The sequence below is a fragment of the Streptomyces sp. NBC_01255 genome, assembly GCF_036226445.1.
In the GTDB taxonomy this organism is placed as follows: Bacteria; Actinomycetota; Actinomycetes; order Streptomycetales; family Streptomycetaceae; genus Streptomyces.
The window spans coordinates 2,534,150-2,554,824 of record NZ_CP108474.1; the positions used below are offsets into that span (position 1 = coordinate 2,534,150).

General features: G+C 71.4%; 23 protein-coding genes. 8 read left to right on the forward strand and 15 right to left on the reverse strand.

The window, feature by feature from the left end; genetic code table 11:
* Nucleotides 1-324: 324 nt before the first annotated feature.
* Nucleotides 325-606 (reverse strand): acylphosphatase, encoded by a 282-nt coding sequence (locus tag OG357_RS10950; protein ID WP_329620972.1) that lies wholly within the window; start codon nucleotides 604-606, stop codon nucleotides 325-327.
* Nucleotides 607-809: 203 nt separating this feature from the next.
* On the opposite strand from OG357_RS10950, the gene OG357_RS10955 reads away from it, so the two are divergent.
* The 3 genes from OG357_RS10955 to OG357_RS10965 all read left to right on the forward strand — a co-directional run bounded on the left by OG357_RS10955 (nucleotide 810) and on the right by OG357_RS10965 (nucleotide 4,082).
* A complete protein-coding gene (locus OG357_RS10955; protein ID WP_329620973.1) occupies nucleotides 810-1,814 on the forward strand; it encodes a CAP domain-containing protein in 1,005 nt (334 codons plus the stop codon).
* A gap of 182 nt (nucleotides 1,815-1,996) precedes the next feature.
* Entirely contained in the window at nucleotides 1,997-3,613 is a 1,617-nt protein-coding gene (locus OG357_RS10960; RefSeq protein WP_329620974.1) for an MFS transporter, read from the forward strand.
* Nucleotides 3,614-3,695: 82 nt separating this feature from the next.
* Nucleotides 3,696-4,082, forward strand: coding sequence for a winged helix-turn-helix transcriptional regulator (locus OG357_RS10965; protein ID WP_329620975.1), 387 nt, complete (start codon nucleotides 3,696-3,698; stop codon nucleotides 4,080-4,082).
* Between the two features lie 62 nt (nucleotides 4,083-4,144).
* Here the strand turns inward: OG357_RS10965 and mutM are convergent, their stop codons facing one another.
* From mutM to OG357_RS11010, 9 genes are all read right to left on the reverse strand, one after another.
* The gene (gene mutM / locus OG357_RS10970; protein ID WP_329620976.1) at nucleotides 4,145-5,005 is read right to left on the reverse strand and encodes a bifunctional DNA-formamidopyrimidine glycosylase/DNA-(apurinic or apyrimidinic site) lyase; all 861 of its coding nucleotides are present in this window, start codon (nucleotides 5,003-5,005) and stop codon (nucleotides 4,145-4,147) included.
* 119 nt (nucleotides 5,006-5,124) lie between these two features.
* Entirely contained in the window at nucleotides 5,125-5,937 is an 813-nt protein-coding gene (rnc, locus tag OG357_RS10975; RefSeq protein WP_329620977.1) for a ribonuclease III, read from the reverse strand.
* Between the two features lie 20 nt (nucleotides 5,938-5,957).
* Entirely contained in the window at nucleotides 5,958-6,131 is a 174-nt protein-coding gene (gene rpmF / locus OG357_RS10980; protein WP_015036448.1) for a 50S ribosomal protein L32, read from the reverse strand.
* A gap of 2 nt (nucleotides 6,132-6,133) precedes the next feature.
* Nucleotides 6,134-6,841, reverse strand: a complete 708-nt coding sequence (locus OG357_RS10985; protein ID WP_443066801.1) for a YceD family protein — start codon at nucleotides 6,839-6,841, stop codon at nucleotides 6,134-6,136.
* Nucleotides 6,842-6,914: 73 nt separating this feature from the next.
* The gene (locus OG357_RS10990) at nucleotides 6,915-7,964 is read right to left on the reverse strand and encodes an ATP synthase F0 subunit B (protein WP_329620978.1); all 1,050 of its coding nucleotides are present in this window, start codon (nucleotides 7,962-7,964) and stop codon (nucleotides 6,915-6,917) included.
* Nucleotides 7,965-8,074: 110 nt separating this feature from the next.
* Nucleotides 8,075-8,554, reverse strand: a complete 480-nt coding sequence (gene coaD / locus OG357_RS10995; RefSeq protein ID WP_314620756.1) for a pantetheine-phosphate adenylyltransferase — start codon at nucleotides 8,552-8,554, stop codon at nucleotides 8,075-8,077.
* A 26-nt stretch (nucleotides 8,555-8,580) separates the two neighbouring features.
* The gene (gene rsmD, locus OG357_RS11000; RefSeq protein WP_329620979.1) at nucleotides 8,581-9,165 is read right to left on the reverse strand and encodes a 16S rRNA (guanine(966)-N(2))-methyltransferase RsmD; all 585 of its coding nucleotides are present in this window, start codon (nucleotides 9,163-9,165) and stop codon (nucleotides 8,581-8,583) included.
* A gap of 67 nt (nucleotides 9,166-9,232) precedes the next feature.
* Nucleotides 9,233-11,464: an ATP-dependent DNA helicase RecG gene (recG, locus tag OG357_RS11005; protein ID WP_329620980.1), complete on the reverse strand. Its 2,232-nt coding sequence runs from the start codon at nucleotides 11,462-11,464 to the stop codon at nucleotides 9,233-9,235.
* Nucleotides 11,465-11,706: 242 nt separating this feature from the next.
* Nucleotides 11,707-13,341, reverse strand: a complete 1,635-nt coding sequence (locus OG357_RS11010) for a DAK2 domain-containing protein (protein ID WP_329620981.1) — start codon at nucleotides 13,339-13,341, stop codon at nucleotides 11,707-11,709.
* A gap of 236 nt (nucleotides 13,342-13,577) precedes the next feature.
* Between OG357_RS11010 and rpmB the strand changes: the two genes are divergently transcribed.
* Nucleotides 13,578-13,763, forward strand: a complete 186-nt coding sequence (gene rpmB, locus OG357_RS11015; protein ID WP_003957616.1) for a 50S ribosomal protein L28 — start codon at nucleotides 13,578-13,580, stop codon at nucleotides 13,761-13,763.
* Between the two features lie 105 nt (nucleotides 13,764-13,868).
* Here the strand turns inward: rpmB and thiD are convergent, their stop codons facing one another.
* Both thiD and OG357_RS11025 read right to left on the reverse strand, forming a co-directional pair.
* Complete coding sequence (gene thiD / locus OG357_RS11020; RefSeq protein WP_329620982.1) at nucleotides 13,869-14,672, reverse strand: bifunctional hydroxymethylpyrimidine kinase/phosphomethylpyrimidine kinase; 804 nt, start codon at nucleotides 14,670-14,672, stop codon at nucleotides 13,869-13,871.
* 23 nt (nucleotides 14,673-14,695) lie between these two features.
* A complete protein-coding gene (locus OG357_RS11025) occupies nucleotides 14,696-15,658 on the reverse strand; it encodes a thiamine-phosphate kinase (protein ID WP_317599510.1) in 963 nt (320 codons plus the stop codon).
* A gap of 233 nt (nucleotides 15,659-15,891) precedes the next feature.
* Here OG357_RS11025 and OG357_RS11030 point away from each other — a divergent pair, with 233 nt between their 5' ends.
* Nucleotides 15,892-16,125: an Lrp/AsnC family transcriptional regulator gene (locus tag OG357_RS11030; protein ID WP_015036438.1), complete on the forward strand. Its 234-nt coding sequence runs from the start codon at nucleotides 15,892-15,894 to the stop codon at nucleotides 16,123-16,125.
* 20 nt (nucleotides 16,126-16,145) lie between these two features.
* A complete protein-coding gene (locus tag OG357_RS11035) occupies nucleotides 16,146-16,643 on the forward strand; it encodes a DUF3515 domain-containing protein (RefSeq protein ID WP_329620983.1) in 498 nt (165 codons plus the stop codon).
* Between the two features lie 63 nt (nucleotides 16,644-16,706).
* On the opposite strand, the gene OG357_RS11040 is transcribed toward OG357_RS11035, so the two are convergent.
* From OG357_RS11040 to OG357_RS11050, 3 genes are all read right to left on the reverse strand, one after another.
* The gene (locus OG357_RS11040) at nucleotides 16,707-17,846 is read right to left on the reverse strand and encodes a D-alanine--D-alanine ligase family protein (protein ID WP_329620984.1); all 1,140 of its coding nucleotides are present in this window, start codon (nucleotides 17,844-17,846) and stop codon (nucleotides 16,707-16,709) included.
* A 75-nt stretch (nucleotides 17,847-17,921) separates the two neighbouring features.
* On the reverse strand, nucleotides 17,922-18,923 hold the full coding sequence (locus OG357_RS11045; RefSeq protein WP_329620985.1) for an NAD(P)H-dependent glycerol-3-phosphate dehydrogenase: 1,002 nt from the start codon (nucleotides 18,921-18,923) through the stop codon (nucleotides 17,922-17,924).
* Nucleotides 18,920-19,672, reverse strand: coding sequence for a lysophospholipid acyltransferase family protein (locus OG357_RS11050; protein WP_329620986.1), 753 nt, complete (start codon nucleotides 19,670-19,672; stop codon nucleotides 18,920-18,922). Before OG357_RS11050 ends, OG357_RS11045 begins: the two co-directional genes overlap by 4 nt.
* Nucleotides 19,673-19,798: 126 nt before the next feature.
* Between OG357_RS11050 and cofC the strand changes: the two genes are divergently transcribed.
* Nucleotides 19,799-20,446, forward strand: a complete 648-nt coding sequence (cofC, locus tag OG357_RS11055; protein ID WP_329620987.1) for a 2-phospho-L-lactate guanylyltransferase — start codon at nucleotides 19,799-19,801, stop codon at nucleotides 20,444-20,446.
* 10 nt (nucleotides 20,447-20,456) lie between these two features.
* Entirely contained in the window at nucleotides 20,457-20,666 is a 210-nt protein-coding gene (locus OG357_RS11060; protein WP_329620988.1) for a hypothetical protein, read from the forward strand.
* The last annotated feature ends 9 nt before the right edge of the window (nucleotides 20,667-20,675 follow it).

The window sequence follows — 20,675 nt, forward strand, 5'->3', positions numbered from 1 at the left end:
CCCGCGGTGCTCGGCAGTGCATCGTGCCGGTTCTTACTGCCAAACAGCTAAGGTGCGCGGGGATTCCAGCGTCTCACCAAAAAGTTTGACGGTCAACACGATCACGCCCCGTTTGAAGGGGCGACCGGGGAGTGGGCGGCCGCTCAGCACGCGGCGGCACCTCTCGACCCGGGTCCTCGGGGCGTGGCGATCATCCTTCACGGGCAGCCTTCCACGGCGCGCACTTCTTGGCAACCACCAGGCAGTTCTCCCGCCACGTGCTCGTCACCGCGCGTCCCCGCGACGCCCCTCCCCGTCACCGACGAGGGACCGCCGTCGCGAACGTCAGCGGATCACGAAGCCGTCATAGCCTCCGCGCGGGGTGCCCCATATCTCTGTCACGCCGTCCACGCGGCCGGGCGTGTCGCCCGTGCGGAGCCAGTCGAGAAGACGGTGGCAATTCTCACTCGGCCCCTCGGCCACCACCTGGACCCGGCCGTCATCGAGGTTCAGGGCGAAGCCCGCGAGGCCGCCGATCTCCAGTGCGTTTGCCCTGGTGAACCAGCGGAAGCCCACTCCCTGTACCCGGCCGCGCACCCAGGCGGTCATCCGTACGTCGTCACTCATGGCTGCACGCTAACCGGCGAATTGGCCGATGAGCACGTCGCCCCGGCTTCTCATCGCGTACAGTCCCGACGGAATGCGCCTCACCCGTTCGGGTGCGCGCCATTCGACAGTCGGCCCGAAGCGCGCCGACAGCAAAGATCAGCAAACGCCAGCAAAGATCCGCAGCGAACGGCGGAGCTCCGTAGAGGAAGGCAGGGCAGCAGATGGGACGCCACCGTCGCTCCGGCGCCGCACCCGCCGCAGAAGACTACGCGGCCGGTACGGACCACCGGCACCGGGGTGAGCGCCGCAAGCGGCTCACCCCCGTGCGCACCGGACTCCTCGGCGCCTCCGCGGCGGTCGCGGTGGGAGCCGTGGCCGTCGCCTCGGGTCTGCTGCCCGGCGGTGACACCTTCACCATGGGCACAGCCGGTACGGGCGAGCGCCAGGTCCAGTCCCGGCAGGCCCCGGAGCTGACGACGCAGGGCGGGGCGACCCAGACCCCGGCCGACGGCGAGTCGGGCGGCACGGGCAGCGGCACGGCCGCCAAGTCGGGCTCCGGGTCGGGTACGAGCCCGAGCGCGAGCGCGAGCGCGAGCAAGAGTGCGAGCAAGACCGCTTCGCCCTCGGCCGCCCCGTCCACCTCCGCGAAGCCCAGCCCGAAGCCGACCCCGCCGAAGCCCACGCCGGCGAAGCAGACCCCGTCGAAGTCGCCGAGCAGCGCCAAGCCCGTGACCCCTAAGGCCGCGCCCACGACGAAGCCGGTCACGACGAAGCCGGCCGTGCCGCGGCCGGCCCCGACCACCGAGGCGCCGGTCGAGACCTCGGCCGCTCCCTCCACGGCCGACCGCGACGAGGCGGCCGAGGCGGAGGTCCTCCGGCTGGTCAACGTCGAGCGCACCAAGGTGGGCTGCACCCCGGTCCGTGCCGGCGCTCAGCTCGCGGCGCTGGCCGGGGCGTTCAGCGCGGACATGGCGGAGCGCGGCTTCTTCGACCACACGGACCCGGACGGTGCCACGCCGTGGGCGCGCGCCGAGCAGGCGGGCGTCACGAGCCTGGGCGGCGAGAACATCGCCCGCGGTCAGGCGGACGCAGCGGCCGTGATGGACTCCTGGATGAACAGCGACGGCCACCGCGCCAACATATTGAACTGCGACTTCACGACGCTGGGCGTCGGCGTCCAGTTCGGCGACGGCGGCCCCTGGTGGACCCAGGACTTCGGCCGCTGAGCTCTCCCCGGGTCGTGATCTGTCCCTAGGTCGTGGCCTGTCGGCTCCCCCGGGCCGTCTCGGCATCCGCATCGGCGACCGAGGCGGCCCGTCCCCCTTTCGTGCCGGCCCCGCTGCGCCAACCGGCCGAACTCCGGGGCGATTCGCCGACCGCCTTCCGGCCCGGCTGGAACGATCCCCCTATGAAGCCGGGGGCAGGTACCACCAAGAGTTCGGCCTCGACTCGACTCGTCCTGCTGACGCTCGCGGCCGGTCAGTTCCTCATGGCCCTCGACAGCTCCGTCATGAACGTCGCGATCGCGACCGTGGCCGACGACGTGGGCACGACGGTGACGGGCATCCAGGGGGCCATCACGGCCTACACCCTGGTGATGGCCATGTTCATGATCCCCGGAGGCAAGGTCGGGGGGCTGATCGGCCGCCGGCGCGCGTTCATGATCGGTTGCTGTGTCTACGGCTGCGGCTCCCTCGTCACGGCGCTCGCGCCGAACCTGCCGGTGCTGCTGTTCGGCTGGGCGTTCCTCGAAGGGATCGGCGCGTCGCTCATCCTGCCCGCGATCGTGGCGCTCGTGGCCGGCAACTTCTCCGTGGAGCGCCGTCCGGCCGCCTACGGACTCGTCGCGGCCGCGGGGGCCGTGGCGATCGCGCTCGGGCCGCTCATCGGCGGCGTCGCGACGACGTACTTCTCCTGGCGATGGGTCTTCGCCGGTGAGGTGCTGGTGGTGCTCGTCATCCTGGTGTTCGCTCGCCGCATCGCCGACGCCCCGAGCGCCGAACGCCCCCGCATCGACCTCGTCGGCGTCGTGCTCTCCGCCCTGGGGCTCGGGATCTTCGTCTTCGGCGTCCTGCGCTCGGACGAATGGGGCTGGCTCCGGCCGAAGCCCGACGCGCCGTCGTGGCTCGGGGTCTCCGCGGTCGTCTGGCTGATGCTCGTGGGCCTGCTGCTCGTCTGGATCTTCCTCCGCTGGGAGGCCCGGCTGGTGGCGCGGCACCGGGAGCCGCTCGTCGACCCGGCGATGCTGCGCAACAAGCAGCTCACCGGCGGTCTGACGATGTTCTTCTTCCAGTACCTCGTACAGATGGGCGTGTTCTTCGTCGTCCCGCTCTACCTGTCGGTCGCGCTGGGCCTGTCCGCGCTCAACACCGGCGCCCGGCTCCTGCCGCTCTCGCTCACTCTGCTGGCGGCCGCGGTGCTGATCCCCCGCTTGCTCCCGGACGTCTCCCCGCGACGGGTGGTGCGGTTCGGGATCCTCTCGTTGCTCGTCGGCGCGGTGGTCATGATGGGCGCGCTCGACGCGGGCGCCGGTGCGGAGATCGTCACCGTCCCCCTCCTGTTGATCGGGCTCGGCATGGGCTCCCTGGCGTCCCAGCTCGGGTCGGTCACCGTGTCCGCAGTGCCGCAGGAACAGAGCGCGGAGGTCGGGGGCGTGCAGAACGCCGTCACCAATCTCGGTGCCTCGATCGGCACGGCACTCGCCGGATCGATCATGATCGCCGCGCTCACCTCGTCGTTCCTGGCCAACGTGGAGCAGAATCCGGCGGTACCGGCCGAGGTCAAGAGCCAGGCGACCGTCGAGCTCAGCAGTGGTGCGCCCTTCCTGTCGGACGCCCAGCTCACGACCGCCCTCGAGGAAGCCGGCACGAGCCCGGAGGTGACCCAGGCCGTGCTGGACGCCAACGACGACGCCCGGCTCGACGGCCTGAAGGCCGCACTCGCCGTCCTCGCCTTCGCCGCAACCCTCGCGCTCTTCTTCACCCAGCGGATCCCGACGACCCAGCCCCGAGCGCCGGCGGCGTAGCGACCGGCACGTCGCGACCGAGAACTAACTTCTGGAAAGCGCCAGCGGATGGTTAGCGCTGCATGCGAGTACGGTAGAGGGCATGACTGACGACCTCGCCTACGACGTGTTCGCCCGGGCCTGCCCGTCGCGCGGCACGCTGGAGCATGTGACGGGCCGCTGGGGCAGCCTGACCCTCGGCGCCCTGTACGACGGGACGTTCCGCTTCAACGAGCTGCGGCGGCGGGTCGACGGCGTGAGCGAGAAGATGCTGTCCCAGACGCTCCACGCGCTGGAGCGCGACGGTCTCGTCCACCGGGACGCGCAGCCCACGAACCCGCCGCGGGTCGACTACCGGCTCACCCCGCTCGGCCGTGAGATCGCGGAGCGGCTGATCGGGCTGATCCAGCTGGTCGAGGGCCGCATGCCGCAGGTCGAGGCGGCCCGCGAGAGTTACGACGCGGAGCGCGCGGGCCCCGTCACGGCCTGACGGTCACGGCCTGACGGGTCACGGCCTGACGGGTCACGGCCTGACCGCCAGGATCCGCCCCGTCACGCGCTCGGGCGCGGCGGGCGCTGGCAGCGCGGGCAGAAGTAGCTGGAACGGTTCATCCAGGGGCGCCGGCGCATCGGCGTACCGCAGCGGTGACACGGCTCGTCCTCGCGCCCGTAGGCGTCGAGCGAGCGGTCGAAGTAGCCGGACTCGCCGTTGACGTTCACGTAGAGGCTGTCGAAGCTGGTGCCGCCGACCGCGAGGGCCTCGTTCATCACGTCCCGGGCGTGCCCGAGGAGCTCGGCCGCGCGCGGCCGGGTGAGCGTGGCGGTGGGGCGGTCGTAGTGCAGCCTGGACCGCCAGAGCGCCTCGTCCGCGTAGATGTTGCCGACGCCGCTGATCAGCGACTGGTCGAGCAGAGCCCGCTTGACGGTCGTACGGCGCTGCCGCAGCGCGCGGTGGAACGCGTCCTCGTCGAACTCGGGGTCCAGCGGGTCCCGGGCGATGTGCGCGATGACGTCCGGCAGCCCGTCGGGGGTCTGGTCGTGCAGCGAGAGCCCGCCGAAGGTGCGCTGGTCGACGAAGCGGAGCTCGGTGCCGTCCGTATCGTCGAAACGGACCCGGATGCGGAGGTGCTTCTCGTCCGCGGCGTCCTCCGGCTGGACGAGCAGCTGGCCGCTCATGCCGAGGTGCCCGAGCACGGAGGTACCGGTGTCGGCCAGCGGCAGCCACAGGTACTTGCCGCGCCGCCGCGCCACCTCGAACCGCTGCCCCTTCAGCCGCGCGGCGAAGTCCGCGCCGCCCGCCGGATGGCGCCGTACGGCCCTCGGGTGCAGCACCTCGACCTCGGTCACGGTCCGCCCGGCGACCCAGCGCTCCAGTCCGCGCCGTACGACCTCGACCTCGGGCAGCTCGGGCACGGGGACTCCTCCGGACGACGTCGATCGACAGCGCTTCAACCCTACCGGCGTACTCACGGGGGAAAAGACGAGAACCCCGCCCTGGGGCGGGGTTCTCGGGAAGCGGTGGACGAAGGCCGTCAGGCCTCCGCGCCGTTCGTGGACGGAGAGGGGTCGGCGACCTCTCCCGTGCCGGCTTCGGCAGCGGCCTTGGCCGCCGCCACGCGCTCGTCCGCGGCGGCGCGAATCTCGCGCCACGCGGACTCCGCCGCCTGCTGTTCCGCTTCCTTCTTGCTGCGGCCGGTGCCGGTGCCGTACGAGACACCACCGACGCGGGCGGCAGCAGTGAAGACCTTCTCGTGGTCCGGGCCCTCTTCGGAGACGAGGTACTCCGGCACACCCAGGCCCTCGGCCGCGGTGAGCTCCTGGAGACTGGTCTTCCAGTCCAGGCCGGCACCGAGGTTCGAGGACTTCTCGATCAGCGGGTCGAAGAGCCGGTGAACCAGCTCGGCCGCCGCGTCGAGGCCCTGGTCGAGATAGACCGCGCCGATCACCGCTTCAAGGGTGTCGGCGAGGATGGACGCCTTGTCCCGGCCACCCGTGCCCTCTTCGCCCCGGCCGAGCCGGATGAAGGAGCCGAGTTCGAGGCCGCGACTGACCTCCGCAAGTGCACGTGAGTTGACCACCGCGGCCCGCAGTTTGGCCAGCTGGCCTTCGGGCAGGTCGGGGTGGGTGCGGTACAGCGTGTCCGTGACCACCAGGCCGAGCACGGAGTCCCCGAGGAACTCCAGCCGCTCGTTGGTGGGCAGACCGCCGTTCTCGTACGCGAACGAACGGTGGGTCAGTGCACGCACCAGAAGGGCGGACTCGAGCCGATAGCCGAGCCGCCCTTCCAGAAGCGTGTGGGACGAGGCATGGTCCGTCTTGTCGTCCGTCTTGCGGGACTCAGACATTGCGCCTCTCACCAGCCCAATCAGACCGAGAGGACCTGGCGCTTGTTGTAGGTGCCGCAGCTCGGGCACGCGATGTGCTGCAGCTTCGGCTCCTGGCAACGCTCACACGAAACCAGGGTGGGGACCGCAGCCTTCCACTGCGACCGGCGGTGGCGCGTGTTGCTGCGCGACATCTTCCGCTTCGGAACAGCCACGGCTACTTCTCCTGCTTCTCGGCGGCGCTTCGGACGTCCCCGTCAGAGGCCTTGCCGCTCATGTTGTCCTTCTCATCGGTTCCCAGCGAACCGGCGAGTCCCTGCAATGCCGCCCAACGGGCGTCGACGGCATCATGGTGGTGGTCCGGGTTCTCGTTCAGGTTGGCTCCACACTCGGAGCACAGACCCGCACAGTCATCCCGGCACACCGGCTGCATCGGCAGTGCGAGCACCACCGCATCAAGCAGCAAAGGTTCGAGGTCGAACATGCCGTCCTCGAGGGGGGTCATGCTCTCGTCTTCCTCGGCTTCGTCGTCCGCGGCCGCCTTGGAGCGGCCCCGGTCGTCGGAGTCGGGGTACGAGAACATCTCCTGGAAGTCCACGTCGAGCTCCAGCTCGACAGGCTCCAGACACCTTACGCACTCCCCCTCGGCCGATGCACGGGCGGTGCCTGTGACAAGCACCCCTTCCATGACCGACTCAAGACGGAGATCGATTTCCACGGGAGCGCCCTCGGGCACTCCGATGACCCCTTCGACGCCGAGGGCCGTGGGGGCCTCGACGGAACGCGAGAGCCGCTGGAGGGAGCCAGGACGCCGCCCCAGCTCGTGTGTGTCGAACACGAGGGGGTTGCGGTGGTCGAGGCGCGTGCTCAGGGCTCTTCCTGCTTTCGATTCGTGAGGGGGCTGCCAGAAGTGGGCAGCGAGGATCGCGGAATACGCGCGACCGAAGAGCCAGGATACTGGACGCTTCGCTCAGGGCCCAATCCGGGCCCCGCGCCCCTTACTGCCCCTGTTCGTACCGGCGCAACTGCTCCAGGTCGATCATGCTCGTGTCGAAGAAACTGGTCTCGTCGAGCGCGGCGGCCGGCTGCTGCTGCGGGGCCTGGGGCTGGTACTGGTGCTGCTGCTCGTAGCCGTACTGACCCTGGTACGCGTACGGGTCGGCCTGCTGCTGCTGGTACCCGTACGGGTCCGGCTGCTGCTGGTAGCCGTACGCCGGGTCCTGCTGCGGCTGCTGATGCTGCTGGTACGCGTACGGGTCGGGCTGCTGCTGGGCCGGGATCTGCGCGGGGGCCTGTGCGGGGACCGGGACCGGCTGGGGGTCGGCGAGCTCCGCGAGCCCGGCGAGGTAGTCGGCGTCGCTCGTGTGCACCGTGCCGCCGAGGCCGTCCTGTGCGGCCATGTGCTCGCCGAGGTCGTCGGAGGCGATCCGGCCGTGCAGCTTCTGCCGGCCGCGGCCGACGGCCTCCAGGGTCTTGCTGAGGACCGCCTCGAAGGCGCCCAGCTTGGCGTCCACGTACTCGTCGGCCCGGCTGATCAGGGTCTGCGGGTCCGCGCTGTACTCGGGGGCGTCCTCGTCCGCGTAACCGTCCTGGTCGAGGCCCGGGCCGCGGCCGAGGAGCTTCTCGCGGCCCCGGTCGACGGAGCCGATCGTCTTGTTGAGGACGACCTCGAAGTTCGCGAGCTTGGAGTCGACGTAGTCGTCGGCCTCGGCGCGGACCTCCTCGGCCTCGCGGCGGGCCTCGGCGAGGATCCGGTCGGCCTCGCCCTGCGACTCCCGGGCGACCTGCGTGTCGGAGACGATCGAGCCGCGCTCGGCGTGGGCGGCCTCGATGATCCGCTCGGCCTCCTGGCGGGCCTGCTCGACCAGCTGCTCACGGCCGCCGATCAGCTCCTGGGCCTGGGCGAGGGAGCCGGGCAGCGCGTCCCGTACCTCTTCGAGCAGGGAGAGCAGCTCGGCGCGGTTGACCACGCAGGATGCCGACATGGGCATGGAACGGGCGCCCTGAACGGTCGCGACGATCTCGTCGAGCTTCTTCTGCACGTCCACCGGGTGCTCGCCACTCTCTACAGCTGGATGGAGACGGACGGGACGACTGTAAGGGCAGTCGGCTCCCGTCCGACACCAGGTGACGGAGCGTCAGCGAAGGTGGCCGCGTGTCACTTCCGCGCGAGGCGCTCGGTCAGCCGGCCGAGGACCTGCGGCGGGACCAGGTGGGAGACGTCGCCGCCCCAGGCCGCCACCTCCTTGACCAGCGAGGAGGAGAGGAAGCTGTACGTCGGGTTGGTGGGGACGAAAAGGGTCTCCACGCCCGAGAGCCCGATGTTCATCTGCGCCATCTGCAACTCGTAGTCGAAGTCGCTGACCGCGCGCAGGCCCTTGACGATGGCGGGGATGTCCCGCTGCTTGCAGAAGTCGACGAGCAGTCCGTGGAAGGACTCCACCTCGACGTTGCCGAAGTCGGCGGTGACCTCGCGGATCAGCTCGATCCGCTCGTCGACCGTGAACAGTCCCTGCTTGGACTGGTTGATCATCACCGCGACGTGTACGACGTCGTACAGCTTGGAGGCGCGGGCGATGATGTCGAGATGTCCGTTGGTGATGGGGTCGAATGACCCCGGACAGACGGCGCGGCGCAACGTGAGTCCCTCGCTCTCCGGTCCGGTCATGGTGCGTCTTCGCACGTAGAGGCGGCGCGACCGTACCAAAACGTTCCCTCGCCGTAACGACGGGCCCGCAGTGGCTCGAATCCGTCCGGCCAGCCGAACTCCCCGCCTCGGGTGCTGCGCTCCACGGTGACGAGGGCATCGTCCGTGAGCCAGCCCTCCGAGCGGAGTGTGAGGAGGATCTCCCGAAGATCGTCGTCCGCGACGGCGTACGGGGGGTCGAGGAAGACCAGGTCGTACGGGTCGGCGGGGGCCGGTCCCGTGACGATCTGCTCCGCCTTGCCGGTCCGGAGCTCGGCGCCGGGCAGGCCCAGTGTCCTGATGTTCTCGCGGATCGTCTTCGCGGCGCGGGGCTCGGCCTCGACGAGGAGCGCGTGGACCGCGCCCCGGGAGAGCGCTTCGAGCCCGACGGCGCCGGAGCCCGCGTACAGGTCGGCGACCCGGGTCCCGTCGAGGGTGCCGAGGAACGCCTCCCAGGTGGAGAAGAGGCCTTCGCGCGCCCGGTCGGAGGTGGGGCGGGTGCCGGTGCCGGGGGGCACGGCAAGTCGGCGTCCGCCGGCGGTGCCGGCGATCACGCGGGTCATCGGTGTCCTCGTTCTCCGTAAGCCATTGCGTTCGCAACAGCTTATGGCGGTTGCCGCCGCCCCGGGGTCAGCCCTTCTCCAGGTATTCCTCCCGGTCCTTGTCGAGCAGGGCTTCGAGGGCGGTGCGCAGCCCGGGGTGGGCGGTGAGGTCCGGGTCGGCGAGGACGAGGGTGGTGGCCTCCTCGCGGGCGGCGGCGATGACCTCCTCGTCGTCGATGACGGTGAGCACCTTCAGGGAGGAGCGGACGCCGGACTGGGCCTGGCCGAGGACGTCTCCCTCGCGGCGCTGTTCGAGGTCGATGCGGGAGAGCTCGAAGCCGTCGAGGGTGGCGGCGACGGCGCCGAGGCGCTGCCGGGCGGGGCTGGCCTCGGGCATCTCGGTGACGAGGAGGCAGAGGCCGGGGGCGGACCCTCGGCCGACGCGGCCGCGGAGCTGGTGGAGCTGGGAGACGCCGAAGCGGTCGCCGTCCATGATCACCATGGCGGTGGCGTTGGGGACGTTGACGCCGACCTCGATGACGGTGGTGGCGACGAGGACGTCGAGGTCGCCGGCGGCGAAGCGCCGCATGACGTCGTCCTTGTCGTCGGGATGCATGCGGCCGTGCAGGACGGCGATCCGCAGGCCCGCGAGGGGGCCGGTACGGAGCTTCTCTGCGACCTCCAGGACGGCGAGCGGCGGACGCTTCTCGGCCTCGTCCTCGGCGGACGCCTTGGACTTCTTCTTCTGGTCCTCCTCGTCGCCGATCCGGGGGCAGACGACGTACGCCTGGTGGCCGTTCTCGACCTCCTCGCGCACCCGCTCCCAGGCGCGGGCGAGGAAGTGCGGCTTGTCGGCGGCGGGGACGACGTGGGTGGCGATCGGGGAGCGTCCGGCGGGCAGCTGGTCGAGGACGGAGGTCTCCAGGTCGCCGAAGACGGTCATGGCGACCGTGCGCGGGATGGGGGTGGCGGTCATCACGAGCAGGTGGGGCGGCTGCTTGCCCTTGCCGCGCAGGGCGTCGCGCTGTTCGACACCGAAGCGGTGCTGCTCGTCGACGACGACCAGACCGAGGTCGTGGAACTGGACCTTGTCCTCGATCAGCGCGTGGGTGCCGATGACGATCCCCGCCTCGCCGGTGACGAGGTCGAGGAGGGCCTGCCGGCGGGCGGCGGTGCCCATGGAGCCGGTGAGCAGGACGACCTTGGTGGCCCGGTCGGCGCCGCCGAGCATGCCTCCCTCGGCGAGCTCGCCCATCATCTCGGTGATCGAGCGGTGGTGCTGCTGGGCGAGGACCTCGGTGGGGGCGAGCATCGCGGCCTGTCCCCCGGCGTCGACGACGGCGAGCATGGCGCGCAGGGCCACCATGGTCTTGCCCGATCCGACTTCTCCCTGGAGGAGGCGGTGCATGGGGTGTTCGGTGGCGAGGTCGTCGAAGATCTCGCGGGAGACCTTCTGCTGGCCGTCGGTGAGGGTGAAGGGCAGCTTGGCGTCGAAGGCGTCGAGGATGGCGCCGGGGACGGGGCGCCGGGCGACGGCGGGGAGTTGGGTGTCGGCGTGCCGCCGACGGGCGAGGGCGACCTGGAGGACGAAGGCCTCGTCCCACTTGAGCCGGTCGCGGGCGTCGGCGACGTCCGCCTTGGTACGGGGGCGGTGGATCTTCCTCAGGGCTTCGGGCAGCTCGGCGAGGCCGCGGCCCTCGCGCAGGGCGGGCGGCAGGGGGTCGGCGGCGTCCTCGGCGTGCGGGAGGACGGCGTCGACGGCCTTGGCGATCTTCCAGGACTCCAGTTTGGTGGTGGCCGGGTAGATCGGGATGAGGGCCCCGGCCCAGCCGGCCACGGTGTCGGCGCTCGCGGTGGCCTCGTCGCCGTCGCCGCGGAGGAGTTCGTACGCGGGATGGGCGAGCTGGAGACGGCGGTTGAAGAGCGAGACCTTGCCGGAGAACATCGCGCGGGTGCCGGGCAGCAGGTCCTTGTGCGGCTTGTGCACACCCTTGCCGAAGAAGACCAGTTGGAGGCGGCCGCTGCCGTCCGTGATGGTCACTTCGAGGCGCTGGCCGCGTCCCTTGGAGCCGTTGAAGGTGAGCACGCGGGCGTCGGCGACCTGCGCGACGACCGTGACGTGCTCGTCGAGCGGCAGGTCGGAGAGTGTGGTCAGCTCCCCCCGCTCGGCGTACCGGCGGGGGTAGTGGTGGAGCAGGTCACCGACCGTGTGCAGGTCGAGTGCCTCGGCCATGACCTTGGCGGTGGCGGGGCCGAGGGACTTCTTGAGTGGTTCGTCGAGCGCGGGCACGACTCCTATTGCACACCACCGCTCTGACATTTCGCCCCTCCGCGTGTTTCTGGAACTCGGGGACACTCGTGTCGCCGGGGCGCTAGATTCGCGGCATGCCGTTGGGCATCGGGCAGGGCTTGTCCGTCATGAGTTCGCGTCAGCGGGCATGTGAGGAGCCACCGCATCACGCACCGGCGGAGTCACTGCACACCACGGCACCGACCGACACCGTGTGCCAAAGCGCCTGGGCTTTGGGGCCGCGATCTCGCGAGCCCAAAGTCCGGGCGCTCTCACTCCACTCCGATGAGCAGCGGCGGGGCTCCTTCGCCCGCGTGGTACGTGGTCGTGTCGACGGCCAGGTAGCCGCTGCGGACGTGGCGTTCGAGGGTGGCGGCGAGGTCGGGCGGGGTGTCGTCGGCGACGATCAGGGTGACGAGTTCGCCGCCCGCCGACAGCATGCGGTCGAGGACCGTGCGGGCCGTCTCGGTGAGGTCGTCGCCGATGACGGCGACGTCGCCCTCGATGAGGCCGAGGATGTCGCCGGCCTGGCAGACGCCGGCCGAGGTGAAGGACTGGCGCTCGGCGACGGCGAGTTCGGCGTAGCGGGTGGCGCCGGCGGCGGCGGTCATGGCGACGACGTCCTCGTCGAAGCGGCGGTCCGGTTCGTGGACGGCGAGGGCGGCGATGCCCTGGACGGCGGCCCGGGTCGGGATGAGGGCGACGCGGATGCCCTCCGCCCGGGCCCGTTCGGCCGCGGCGGCGGCGGTCTGGCGCAGGTCGGTGTCGTTGGGCAGGAGGACGACCTCGCGGGCGTGGGCCCGGCGGATCGCGTCGACGAGTTCGTCCCCTGCGGGCTGTTCGCCGGGGCGTGTCTGGACGGTGGTCGCGCCCGCCTCGGCGCACAGTCCGGCCAGGCCCGCGCCGGGGACGACGGCGACCACCGCGCGCTGGGCCCGCGCCCCGCGCGCGTCCGGCTCCGTCTCCGCCACGGGGCTCGCGAAGTGGGTGATGCGGATCCGGTGGGGCCGCCCGGCATCGATGCCGGCCTCGACGGCGGCTCCCGCGTCGTCGACGTGCACGTGGACGTTCCACAGCCCGTCGCCGCCGACGACGACCAGGGACTCCCCCAGCGCGTCGAGGCGGGACCGCAGCAGGTCCACGGCCGCGTCCTCGGCCTCCAGGAGGTAGATCACCTCGTACGCGGGTCCGTCCTCGGTGCCGCATTCCTCGGGCGCGGCGGGCCGGGCCGGTACGACCACGCCGTGCGGCGCCGTCTCCGGGCGGTCCGGCGTCCGGCCGGTCACGGTCTCCACGAGCGCTCCGAGGACGGTCACCAGGCCCTGTCCGCCGGCGTCCACGACCCCGGCGCGGGTGAGGACGTCCAGCTGGCCCCGGGTGGTCGCCAGGGCGGTCGTGGCGCCCTCGTAGGCGCTTCCGGCCACGTCCGCGAGTCCGCCGCCCCCATTGCAGGCCCGTGCGGCGGCGGAGGCCACCGTGAGGATCGTGCCCTCGACGGGGTGGGCGACGGCCCGGCGGGCCGCGTCGGCGGCCTCCGCCAGGGCGCGGGCGAGGTGATCACCGTCACGTCCCTCGGCGAGGACGGCCGCCATGCCGCGCAGCAGCTGGGCGAGGATGGTCCCGGAGTTGCCGCGGGCACCGAGCAGGGCCCCGTGCGCCATGGCCCGTACGGTCTCGGCGGCGTCGGGTTCGGCGGCGGCGAAGACGGCTTCGACGGCCTGGTGGGCGGCTTCCGCCGTCAGGTACAGGTTGGTGCCGGTGTCCCCGTCCGCGACCGGGTAGACGTTGATCGCGTCGATCTCCTCGCGCTCCCGCCCGAGGGCGTCAAGCGCCCGCGCGGACCAGGTCCGGAGCGCTTCGGCGTCGAGCTCGACGAGCTCCTCGGAAGGCGGAAGGGCTCGCGACAACAGGGGGCCTCCTTCGGCGGTGAGCTCACCGCAGGGTAGACCCGGGGTGTCCTGCCCGTGACCTGGGCCCGGGGCGAGGTCGGCGCAGACCATGGTAGTTTCGTTCCACCGAAGCAGGCGTTGTATGCTGCTTCGGTTGCCCGGTTCACACCGGGCCATCCCCCGGCAAGCCACTTCAGACTCCTGATTCCGGTGCGCCGGATTTCACTGTAAATCTGAAGTCTTTGGAGTGACCCGTGGCTGCCAACTGCGACGTCTGCGGCAAGGGGCCGGGCTTCGGCAACAACATTTCGCACTCGCACCGCCGTACGTCCCGTCGCTGGAACCCGAACATCCAGCGCGTGCGTGCCGTGGTCGGTCGGACGCCGAAGCGGCTCAACGTCTGCACCTCGTGCATCAAGGCCGGCAAGGTCTCGCGCTAATTGCGACGTTCCGTCGTAGCGCAGCCCCTGCGGTTGCCTTGAGAGGCCGGTTCACCTAGGTGAACCGGCCTCTTGCCGTACCCGGAATCTTTTCCGGAGAACCGGCTACTTCCTGAACCGCCAGCCGTGGTCGACCGGGCCTATGCCCGTGCCCAGGGCGAATCCGGCGGCGATGGCCCCGGTCACGTACTCCTTGGCCTGCCGTACCGCCTCCGGCACCGCCAGGCCCTTGGCGAGCCCGGAGGCCACCGCCGAGGCGAGCGTGCAGCCCGTGCCGTGCGTGTGCCGGTTGTCGTGCCGGGGCGCGCGCAGCCAGTGCTCCTCGGTGCCGTCCGTGAGCAGGTCCACGGCCTCCTGGCCCGTGGGCAGGTGCCCGCCCTTGATCAGGGCCCAGTCCGCCCCGTACGACAGGATCGCCTCGGCGGCCACCCGCATGTCGCTCTCGTGCACGACGTGGACGCCTGTGAGCTGCGCCACCTCGTCCAGGTTGGGCGTGGCGACGGTCGCGACCGGCAGCAGTTTCGTCCGGACGGATTCCAGGGCCGAGGCGGCGAGCAGCGAGTCCCCGTGCTTGGAGACGCCGACCGGGTCCACGACCACGGGCGCCGCCGTCCCGGCGAGGAGCTCGGCCACCGTCTCGACGAGCCCGGCGGAGGCCAGCATGCCCGTCTTCACGGCCTGGACGCCGATGTCGTCGACGACGGCCCGGTACTGGGCCCTGACGGCCTCCTCGGGAAGTTCCCACGCGCCCTGGACGCCCCGCGAGTTCTGGGCGGTGACGGCGGTGAGCACGCTCATGCCGTGGACGCCGAGCGCGAGCATCGTCTTCAGGTCGGCCTGGATGCCTGCGCCGCCGCCGGAGTCGGATCCGGCGACGGTGAGGACGAGCGGAGGCACGAGTGGAGGCACGAGCGGAGGCTGCCCGGAGGGCGTCACTCCGTCTCCCCGAAGTGGTCCCAGCCGCCCGTGCTGTGCCAGGGGGCTCCGTCCACGGTGACCTGCGGCAGCGCCGAGGGGTTCAGGACCTCGCCGATGACCTTCCAGCGGGCGGGGAGCTTCACGTCCGGCGGGAAGGTGGCCACGATGGCGTGGTCCTCTCCCCCGGTGAGCACCCACTGCATGGGGTCGACACCGACGGCCTGGCCGATGTCGTTCATCTGGGTGGGGATGTCGATGAGCCCGGAGCGCAGGTCGATGCGGACCTTGCTGGCCTCGGCGATGTGGCCGAGGTCGGCGATGAGGCCGTCGCTGACGTCGCACATGGCGGTGGCGCCGAGTCCCGCGGCGGCGGGGCCCGCGTGGTACGGCGGCTCGGGCCTGCGGTGGGCCTCGACGAAGGCGCGGGGCGAGCGGAAGCCTCGGGAGAGGACGGCGTATCCGGCGGCGGACCAGCCGAGCCAGCCCGTGTAGGCGACGACGTCGCCGGGCTGGGCCCCGCCCCGGGTCACCGGGTCGTGGTTGCGGAGGTCGCCGAGGGCGGTGATGGCGATGGTGATGGTGTCGCCCCGGACGACGTCGCCGCCGACGACGGCCGCGCCCGCGACCTGACATTCGTCGCGCAATCCGTCCATGAGTTCGACGGGCCAGGTGGCGGGCAGTTCGGCGGGGACGACGAGGCCGAGGAGGAGCGCGGTGGGGACCGCGCCCATGGCGGCGATGTCCGCGAGGTTCTGCGCGGCGGCCTTGCGGCCGACGTCGTACGCCGTCGACCAGTCGCGGCGGAAGTGACGTCCTTCGAGGAGGATGTCCGTGCTGGCCACCACGCGCCGGTCGGGTGCGGAGACGACCGCGGCGTCGTCGCCGGGCCCGATCCGTACCGCCGGGGTGGAGGTGAGCCGGGACGTGAGCTCTCTGATGAGCCCGAACTCGCCCAGCTCTCCGACTGTGCCCTTCACCGCGTCTCACCTCGTGTCTTCGTGCCGGCCGGCGGGCGGGGGCGTGCCTGGGCGCGCCGCGGGTCGCGGGCCGTCACCGTGCTGGGTACCGTCAAGTAGACCGTCAACTTCTGTCGTGCGTACGCCACAACGCGAGTGCCCCGGGACGCGGGGGTCTCCCCGTGGCCCGCGGCGACGCGGTACCGTGGCGTCCCTTTCTCCCACAAGATCCTCGTGGTCGCCCTGGAGGTTCCGTGGTACAGGCGTACATCCTCATCCAGACCGAGGTGGGCAAGGCGTCGACCGTCGCCGACACCATCTCCAAGATCCCGGGGGTGCTCCAGGCCGAAGACGTGACCGGACCCTACGACGTGATCGTGCGCGCGCAGGCGGACACGGTGGACGAGTTGGGCCGCATGGTGGTCGCCAAGGTCCAGCAAGTGGACGGCATCACGCGCACCCTCACCTGCCCGGTCGTTCATCTGTAGCCCCCGTCTACGCTTGGCCGGTGAAGTCATCCCACCGGCCCTTCGGCCTGCCCGCCGCCGTCACGGCAGCCGTCCTGCTGCTGGCCGCCACCGGCTGCTCCTGGACGGACGCCGGGGCGTCCGTGGCGGTTCCCCACCCCCCGGCGGCGGAGGCGGACCTCTGCCGGGCGCTGGAGAAGGAGCTGCCCGACACCGTGGCGGGTCTTGAGCGGAGCGATCCTGAGCCGGGCTCCGAGCTGACCGCCGGGTGGGGTGACGGTGCGATCGTACTGCGCTGCGGGGTCCCCCGGCCCGAAAAGATGAGCGATCCGAACTCCCAGGCCGTCGAGGCGAACGGCGTGAACTGGATGCTGGAGCGTCCGGAGGGCAGCGGACCCCGTTTCACGTCGGTGTACCGGGAGACGTACGTCGAGGTGACGCTGGACGAGCGGTACCGGCACGACGCCACACCGCTCGCCGATCTCGCCGCCCCCGTGGAGAAGACGATCCCCTGCGGCCTTGATCCGGAGTGCGTCTAGGCGCACCCCGGATCTCACGGTCCGGTCCGAACCGGGATCGGCTTCGGTCCGGCCCCGGTCCGGCTAGCGCAGGCCCGTGGAGCGGGTCAGCGCGGCCTGGATCAGCCGGTCGACGAGCTCGGGGTAGCTCACGCCGCTCTCCTGCCACATCCGCGGGTACATGGAGATGGGAGTGAAGCCGGGCATCGTGTTGATCTCGTTGATCACGAACTCGCCGTCCTCGGTGAGGAAGAAGTCGGCGCGGACCAGGCCCTCGCAGGAGACGGCCTCGTAGGCGGCGACGGCCAGGCGCTGGATCTCGGCGGTGGCCTCGTCACCGATCGGCGCGGGCACGATGCCGGAGGCCGAGTCGATGTACTTGGCCTCGAAGTCGTAGAAGTCGTGGTTCGTGACCGGCGGGATCTCGGCCGGGACGCTGGCGCGCGGGCCGTCCTCGAACTCCAGGACGCCGCACTCGATCTCGCGGCCGCGCAGGAGCGACTCGACGAGGATTTTGGGGTCGTGGCGGCGGGCCTCCTCGATGGCCTCGTCCAGGCCCGAGAGGTCGTCGACCTTGGTGATGCCCATGGACGAGCCGCCGCGGGCCGGCTTCACGAAGAGCGGCCAGCCGTGGTCGGCGGCGAACTCGACGATCTTCTTGCGGGCGGCGGCCGGGTTCTGCTCCCACTCGCGCGGGCGGATGACCTCGTACGGGCCGACGGGCAGTCCGAAGGAGACGAAGACGCGCTTCATGTACTCCTTGTCCTGGCCGACGGCGGAGGCGAGGACGCCCGCGCCGACGTAGGGGACGCCGGAGAGCTCCAGGAGGCCCTGGAGGGTGCCGTCCTCGCCGTACGGGCCGTGCAGCATCGGGAAGACCACGTCTACCTCGCCGAGGGCCCGCGGGACGGAGCCGGGCTCGCTGAGGACGACCTCGCGGTTCGCGGGGTCGACGGAGAGGACGACACCGCCCTCCGCGGACTCGGCCAGGTCGGCGACGTTCGGCAGGGCGCGGTCGGCGATGGCCATGCGCTCGGGGGCGTCGGCGGTGAGCGCCCAGCGCCCGTCCGTCGTGATGCCGATGGGCAGCACGTCGTACTTGTCCCGGTCGATGGCGCTCAGGACGGCGCCCGCCGTGACGACGGAGATGGCGTGCTCGGAGCTGCGACCGCCGAAGACGACGGCCACGCGCGGCTTGCGGGGGCTCTGGGTGTTCTCGCTCATATCGCGATGAGCGTACCTTGCGGCTCCCGAACGGCTGAGCGCCCCGCTCCCCCGCGCGCGTCCGTCACCCGTCCGTCAGCGGCGCTCGGACTTCGCGCTGCGGGACATCAGCTCCTTGAGGGCGACGACCGGCGGCTTGCCCTCGTGGACGATCGAGACGACGGTCTCGGTGATCGGCATGTCGACGCCGTGGCGGCGGGCCAGATCGAGCACGGACTCGCAGGACTTGACGCCCTCGGCGGTCTGCTTGGTGGCCGCGATGGTCTCCTGGAGGGTCATCCCGCGGCCCAGGTTGGTGCCGAAGGTGTTGTTCCGGGAGAGCGGCGAGGAGCAGGTGGCGACCAGGTCGCCGAGGCCGGCGAGGCCGGAGAAGGTGAGCGGGTCGGCGCCCATGGCGAGGCCGAGGCGGGTGGTCTCGGCGAGGCCGCGGGTGATGAGCGTGGCCTTCGAGTTGTCGCCGAGTCCCATGCCGTTGGCGATGCCGACGGCGAGCCCGATGACGTTCTTGACCGCGCCGCCGAGCTCGCAGCCGACGACGTCGGTGTGCGTGTACGGGCGGAAGTACGGGGTCATGCAGGCCGCCTGGAACCGCTGCGCGACCGACTCGTCGACGCAGGCGACGACGGCGGCGGCGGGCTGCCGGGAGGCGATCTCCAGGGCCAGGTTGGGTCCGGTGAGGACGGCCACGCGGTCGGCGGGCACGTCCGCGACCTCCATGACGACCTCGCTCATCCGCTCGGCGGTGCCGAGTTCGACGCCCTTCATGAGGGAGACGAGGACGGTGTCGGGGGCGAGCAGCGGCTTCCAGGCGGCGAGGTTGCCGCGCAGGGTCTGCGAGGGGACGACGAGGACGGTGAAGTCGGCGTCGTGGGCGGCCTCGGCCGGGTCCGCGGTGGCCGTGATCGCCCTCGGGAGTTCGATGCCGGGAAGGTAGTCGGGGTTGACCCGGGTGGCGTTGATCTCCTTCGCGAGCTCCGCGCGGCGGCCCCAGAGGCTCACCTCGCAGCCCGCGTCGGCGAGCACCATGGCGAATGCGGTGCCCCAGGATCCGTTGCCGAAGACGGCTGCCTTGGTCACTTGATGCCTCCTTCGGCGGCCTTGCGCCGCTGTTCGAGGCGGGCCTTGCGGTGGTCGTACGGTTCGTCGGGCGCCTTCTCGCCGCGGACCTCCTCCAGGAGGGCGGTGATGGCGGCCATGATGACCTCGGTGGCCTCGCGGAGCACCTCGGGCGTCGCCTCCAGGCCGTCGAAACGGGAGAGGTCGACGGGCGGACCGGCCTGCACGGTCAGCGTCTTGCGGGGGAACAGGCTGAGCTTCTTGTCCTTGGCGTACGGCGGCATCGCGAGGTTGGCGCCCCACTGGGCCACCGGGATGACCGGGACCTTGGTGAGGAGCGCGACACGGGCGGCGCCGGTCTTGCCCGCCATGGGCCACATGTCGGGGTCCCGGGTCAGGGTGCCCTCGGGATAGAAGGCGACGCACTCGCCGCGCTCGATCGCGTCGACGGCGGCCCGGAAGGCGTCCAGCGCGTTCGTGGTCTCGCGGTAGACGGGGATCTGGCCGGTGTTGCGCAGCATCATGCCGACGAAGGGGCTCTTGAAAAGGCCCGCCTTGGCGAGAAGGCGCGGGACCCGGCCGGTGTTGTACTGGTAGTGCGCGTACGACAGCGGGTCCAGGTACGAGTTGTGGTTGACCACGGTGATGAATCCGCCGTCGGCCGGAATGTGCTCCATACCGCGCCAGTCCCGCTTGAACAGAACCACCAGGGGGGGTTTGGCGATGACCGCCGCGAGGCGGTACCAGAAGCCGATTCTGCGGCGGGGCACTCGGACACCTTTCTCCGGGACTGGCTGGCAGGGGGTCAAGTGTCGCCCCATGCTCCTGGTCTGTCGAGGACACGGTACGCCCCGGGGCCTCCGCCGGACCGCGCGGGCGGGACAGAATGGGCCCCGATGAACAGTGACGCGGACGACGACTGGTGCCTCGTCTTACCCCTGAAACCCCTTGCCCTGGCGAAGAGCAGACTGGCCGCGGCGACGGGAGCCCTACTGCGCCCCCGGCTCGCCCTGGCGTTCGCCCAGGACACGGTGGGGGCGGCGCTGAACTGCGCGCGCGTACGGGATGTGGTGGTCGTCACGGACGATCCGACGGCCGGGACCGCCCTCGCGGCCCTGGGGGCGCGGATCGTGCCGGACCTTCCGGCGGCGGGGCTCAACGCGGCGCTGGAGCACGGGGTCGGCGCGATACGGGAGCGGCGGCCGCACGCGCGGGTGGCGGCGCTCAACGCCGATCTGCCGGCGCTGCGGACCGCGGAGCTGGCCCGGGTCCTGGACACCGCCCGAAAATTTCCGAGGGCATTTCTCGCGGATGCCGCCGAAATAGGTACGACATTCCTCTCGGCGGGTCCGGGGGTGGAATTGGAACCGGCATTCGGGGGCGCGTCGAGGCTGCGCCATTTGTCGTCGGGTGCGGTGGAAATCCGGCTGACCGGGGTGGATTCCGTACGCCGGGACGTGGACACCGGCGAGGATCTGGCGGAGGCCCGGGCGCTGGGGCTCGGCCCGCGGACGGCCGCCCAGTGGCTGCCGGCGGCCGGATAGGCTGCGGTCCATGCAGGCGACCGCGTACACGTACGACTCCGAGACCCGCAGCGGAAGTGTGCTGCTCGACGACGGCACCCCGGTGGACTTCGGGGCGGAGGCCTTCGACGCGGGCGGGCTGCGGCTGCTCCGGCCGGGGCAGCGGGTGCGGATCGAGGCGGAGCCGGGGACGTCCGGGGCCGGCCTGCGGATCACCCTGGTGACGCTCCAGACGTTCTGACCTTCCACA

What these genes read in the sequence shown, in the direction of transcription:
- OG357_RS10950 (WP_329620972.1), bottom strand. Translation starts at nt 606, where the DNA reads ATGAGTGACGACGTACGGATGACCGCCTGGGTGCGCGGCCGGGTACAG.
- OG357_RS10955 (WP_329620973.1), top strand. Translation starts at nt 810, where the DNA reads ATGGGACGCCACCGTCGCTCCGGCGCCGCACCCGCCGCAGAAGACTAC.
- OG357_RS10960 (WP_329620974.1), top strand. Translation starts at nt 1,997, where the DNA reads ATGAAGCCGGGGGCAGGTACCACCAAGAGTTCGGCCTCGACTCGACTC.
- OG357_RS10965 (WP_329620975.1), top strand. Translation starts at nt 3,696, where the DNA reads ATGACTGACGACCTCGCCTACGACGTGTTCGCCCGGGCCTGCCCGTCG.
- rnc (WP_329620977.1), bottom strand. Translation starts at nt 5,937, where the DNA reads ATGTCTGAGTCCCGCAAGACGGACGACAAGACGGACCATGCCTCGTCC.
- rsmD (WP_329620979.1), bottom strand. Translation starts at nt 9,165, where the DNA reads ATGACCCGCGTGATCGCCGGCACCGCCGGCGGACGCCGACTTGCCGTG.
- recG (WP_329620980.1), bottom strand. Translation starts at nt 11,464, where the DNA reads ATGTCAGAGCGGTGGTGTGCAATAGGAGTCGTGCCCGCGCTCGACGAA.
- OG357_RS11040 (WP_329620984.1), bottom strand. Translation starts at nt 17,846, where the DNA reads ATGAGCGAGAACACCCAGAGCCCCCGCAAGCCGCGCGTGGCCGTCGTC.
- cofC (WP_329620987.1), top strand. Translation starts at nt 19,799, where the DNA reads ATGAACAGTGACGCGGACGACGACTGGTGCCTCGTCTTACCCCTGAAA.
- OG357_RS11060 (WP_329620988.1), top strand. Translation starts at nt 20,457, where the DNA reads ATGCAGGCGACCGCGTACACGTACGACTCCGAGACCCGCAGCGGAAGT.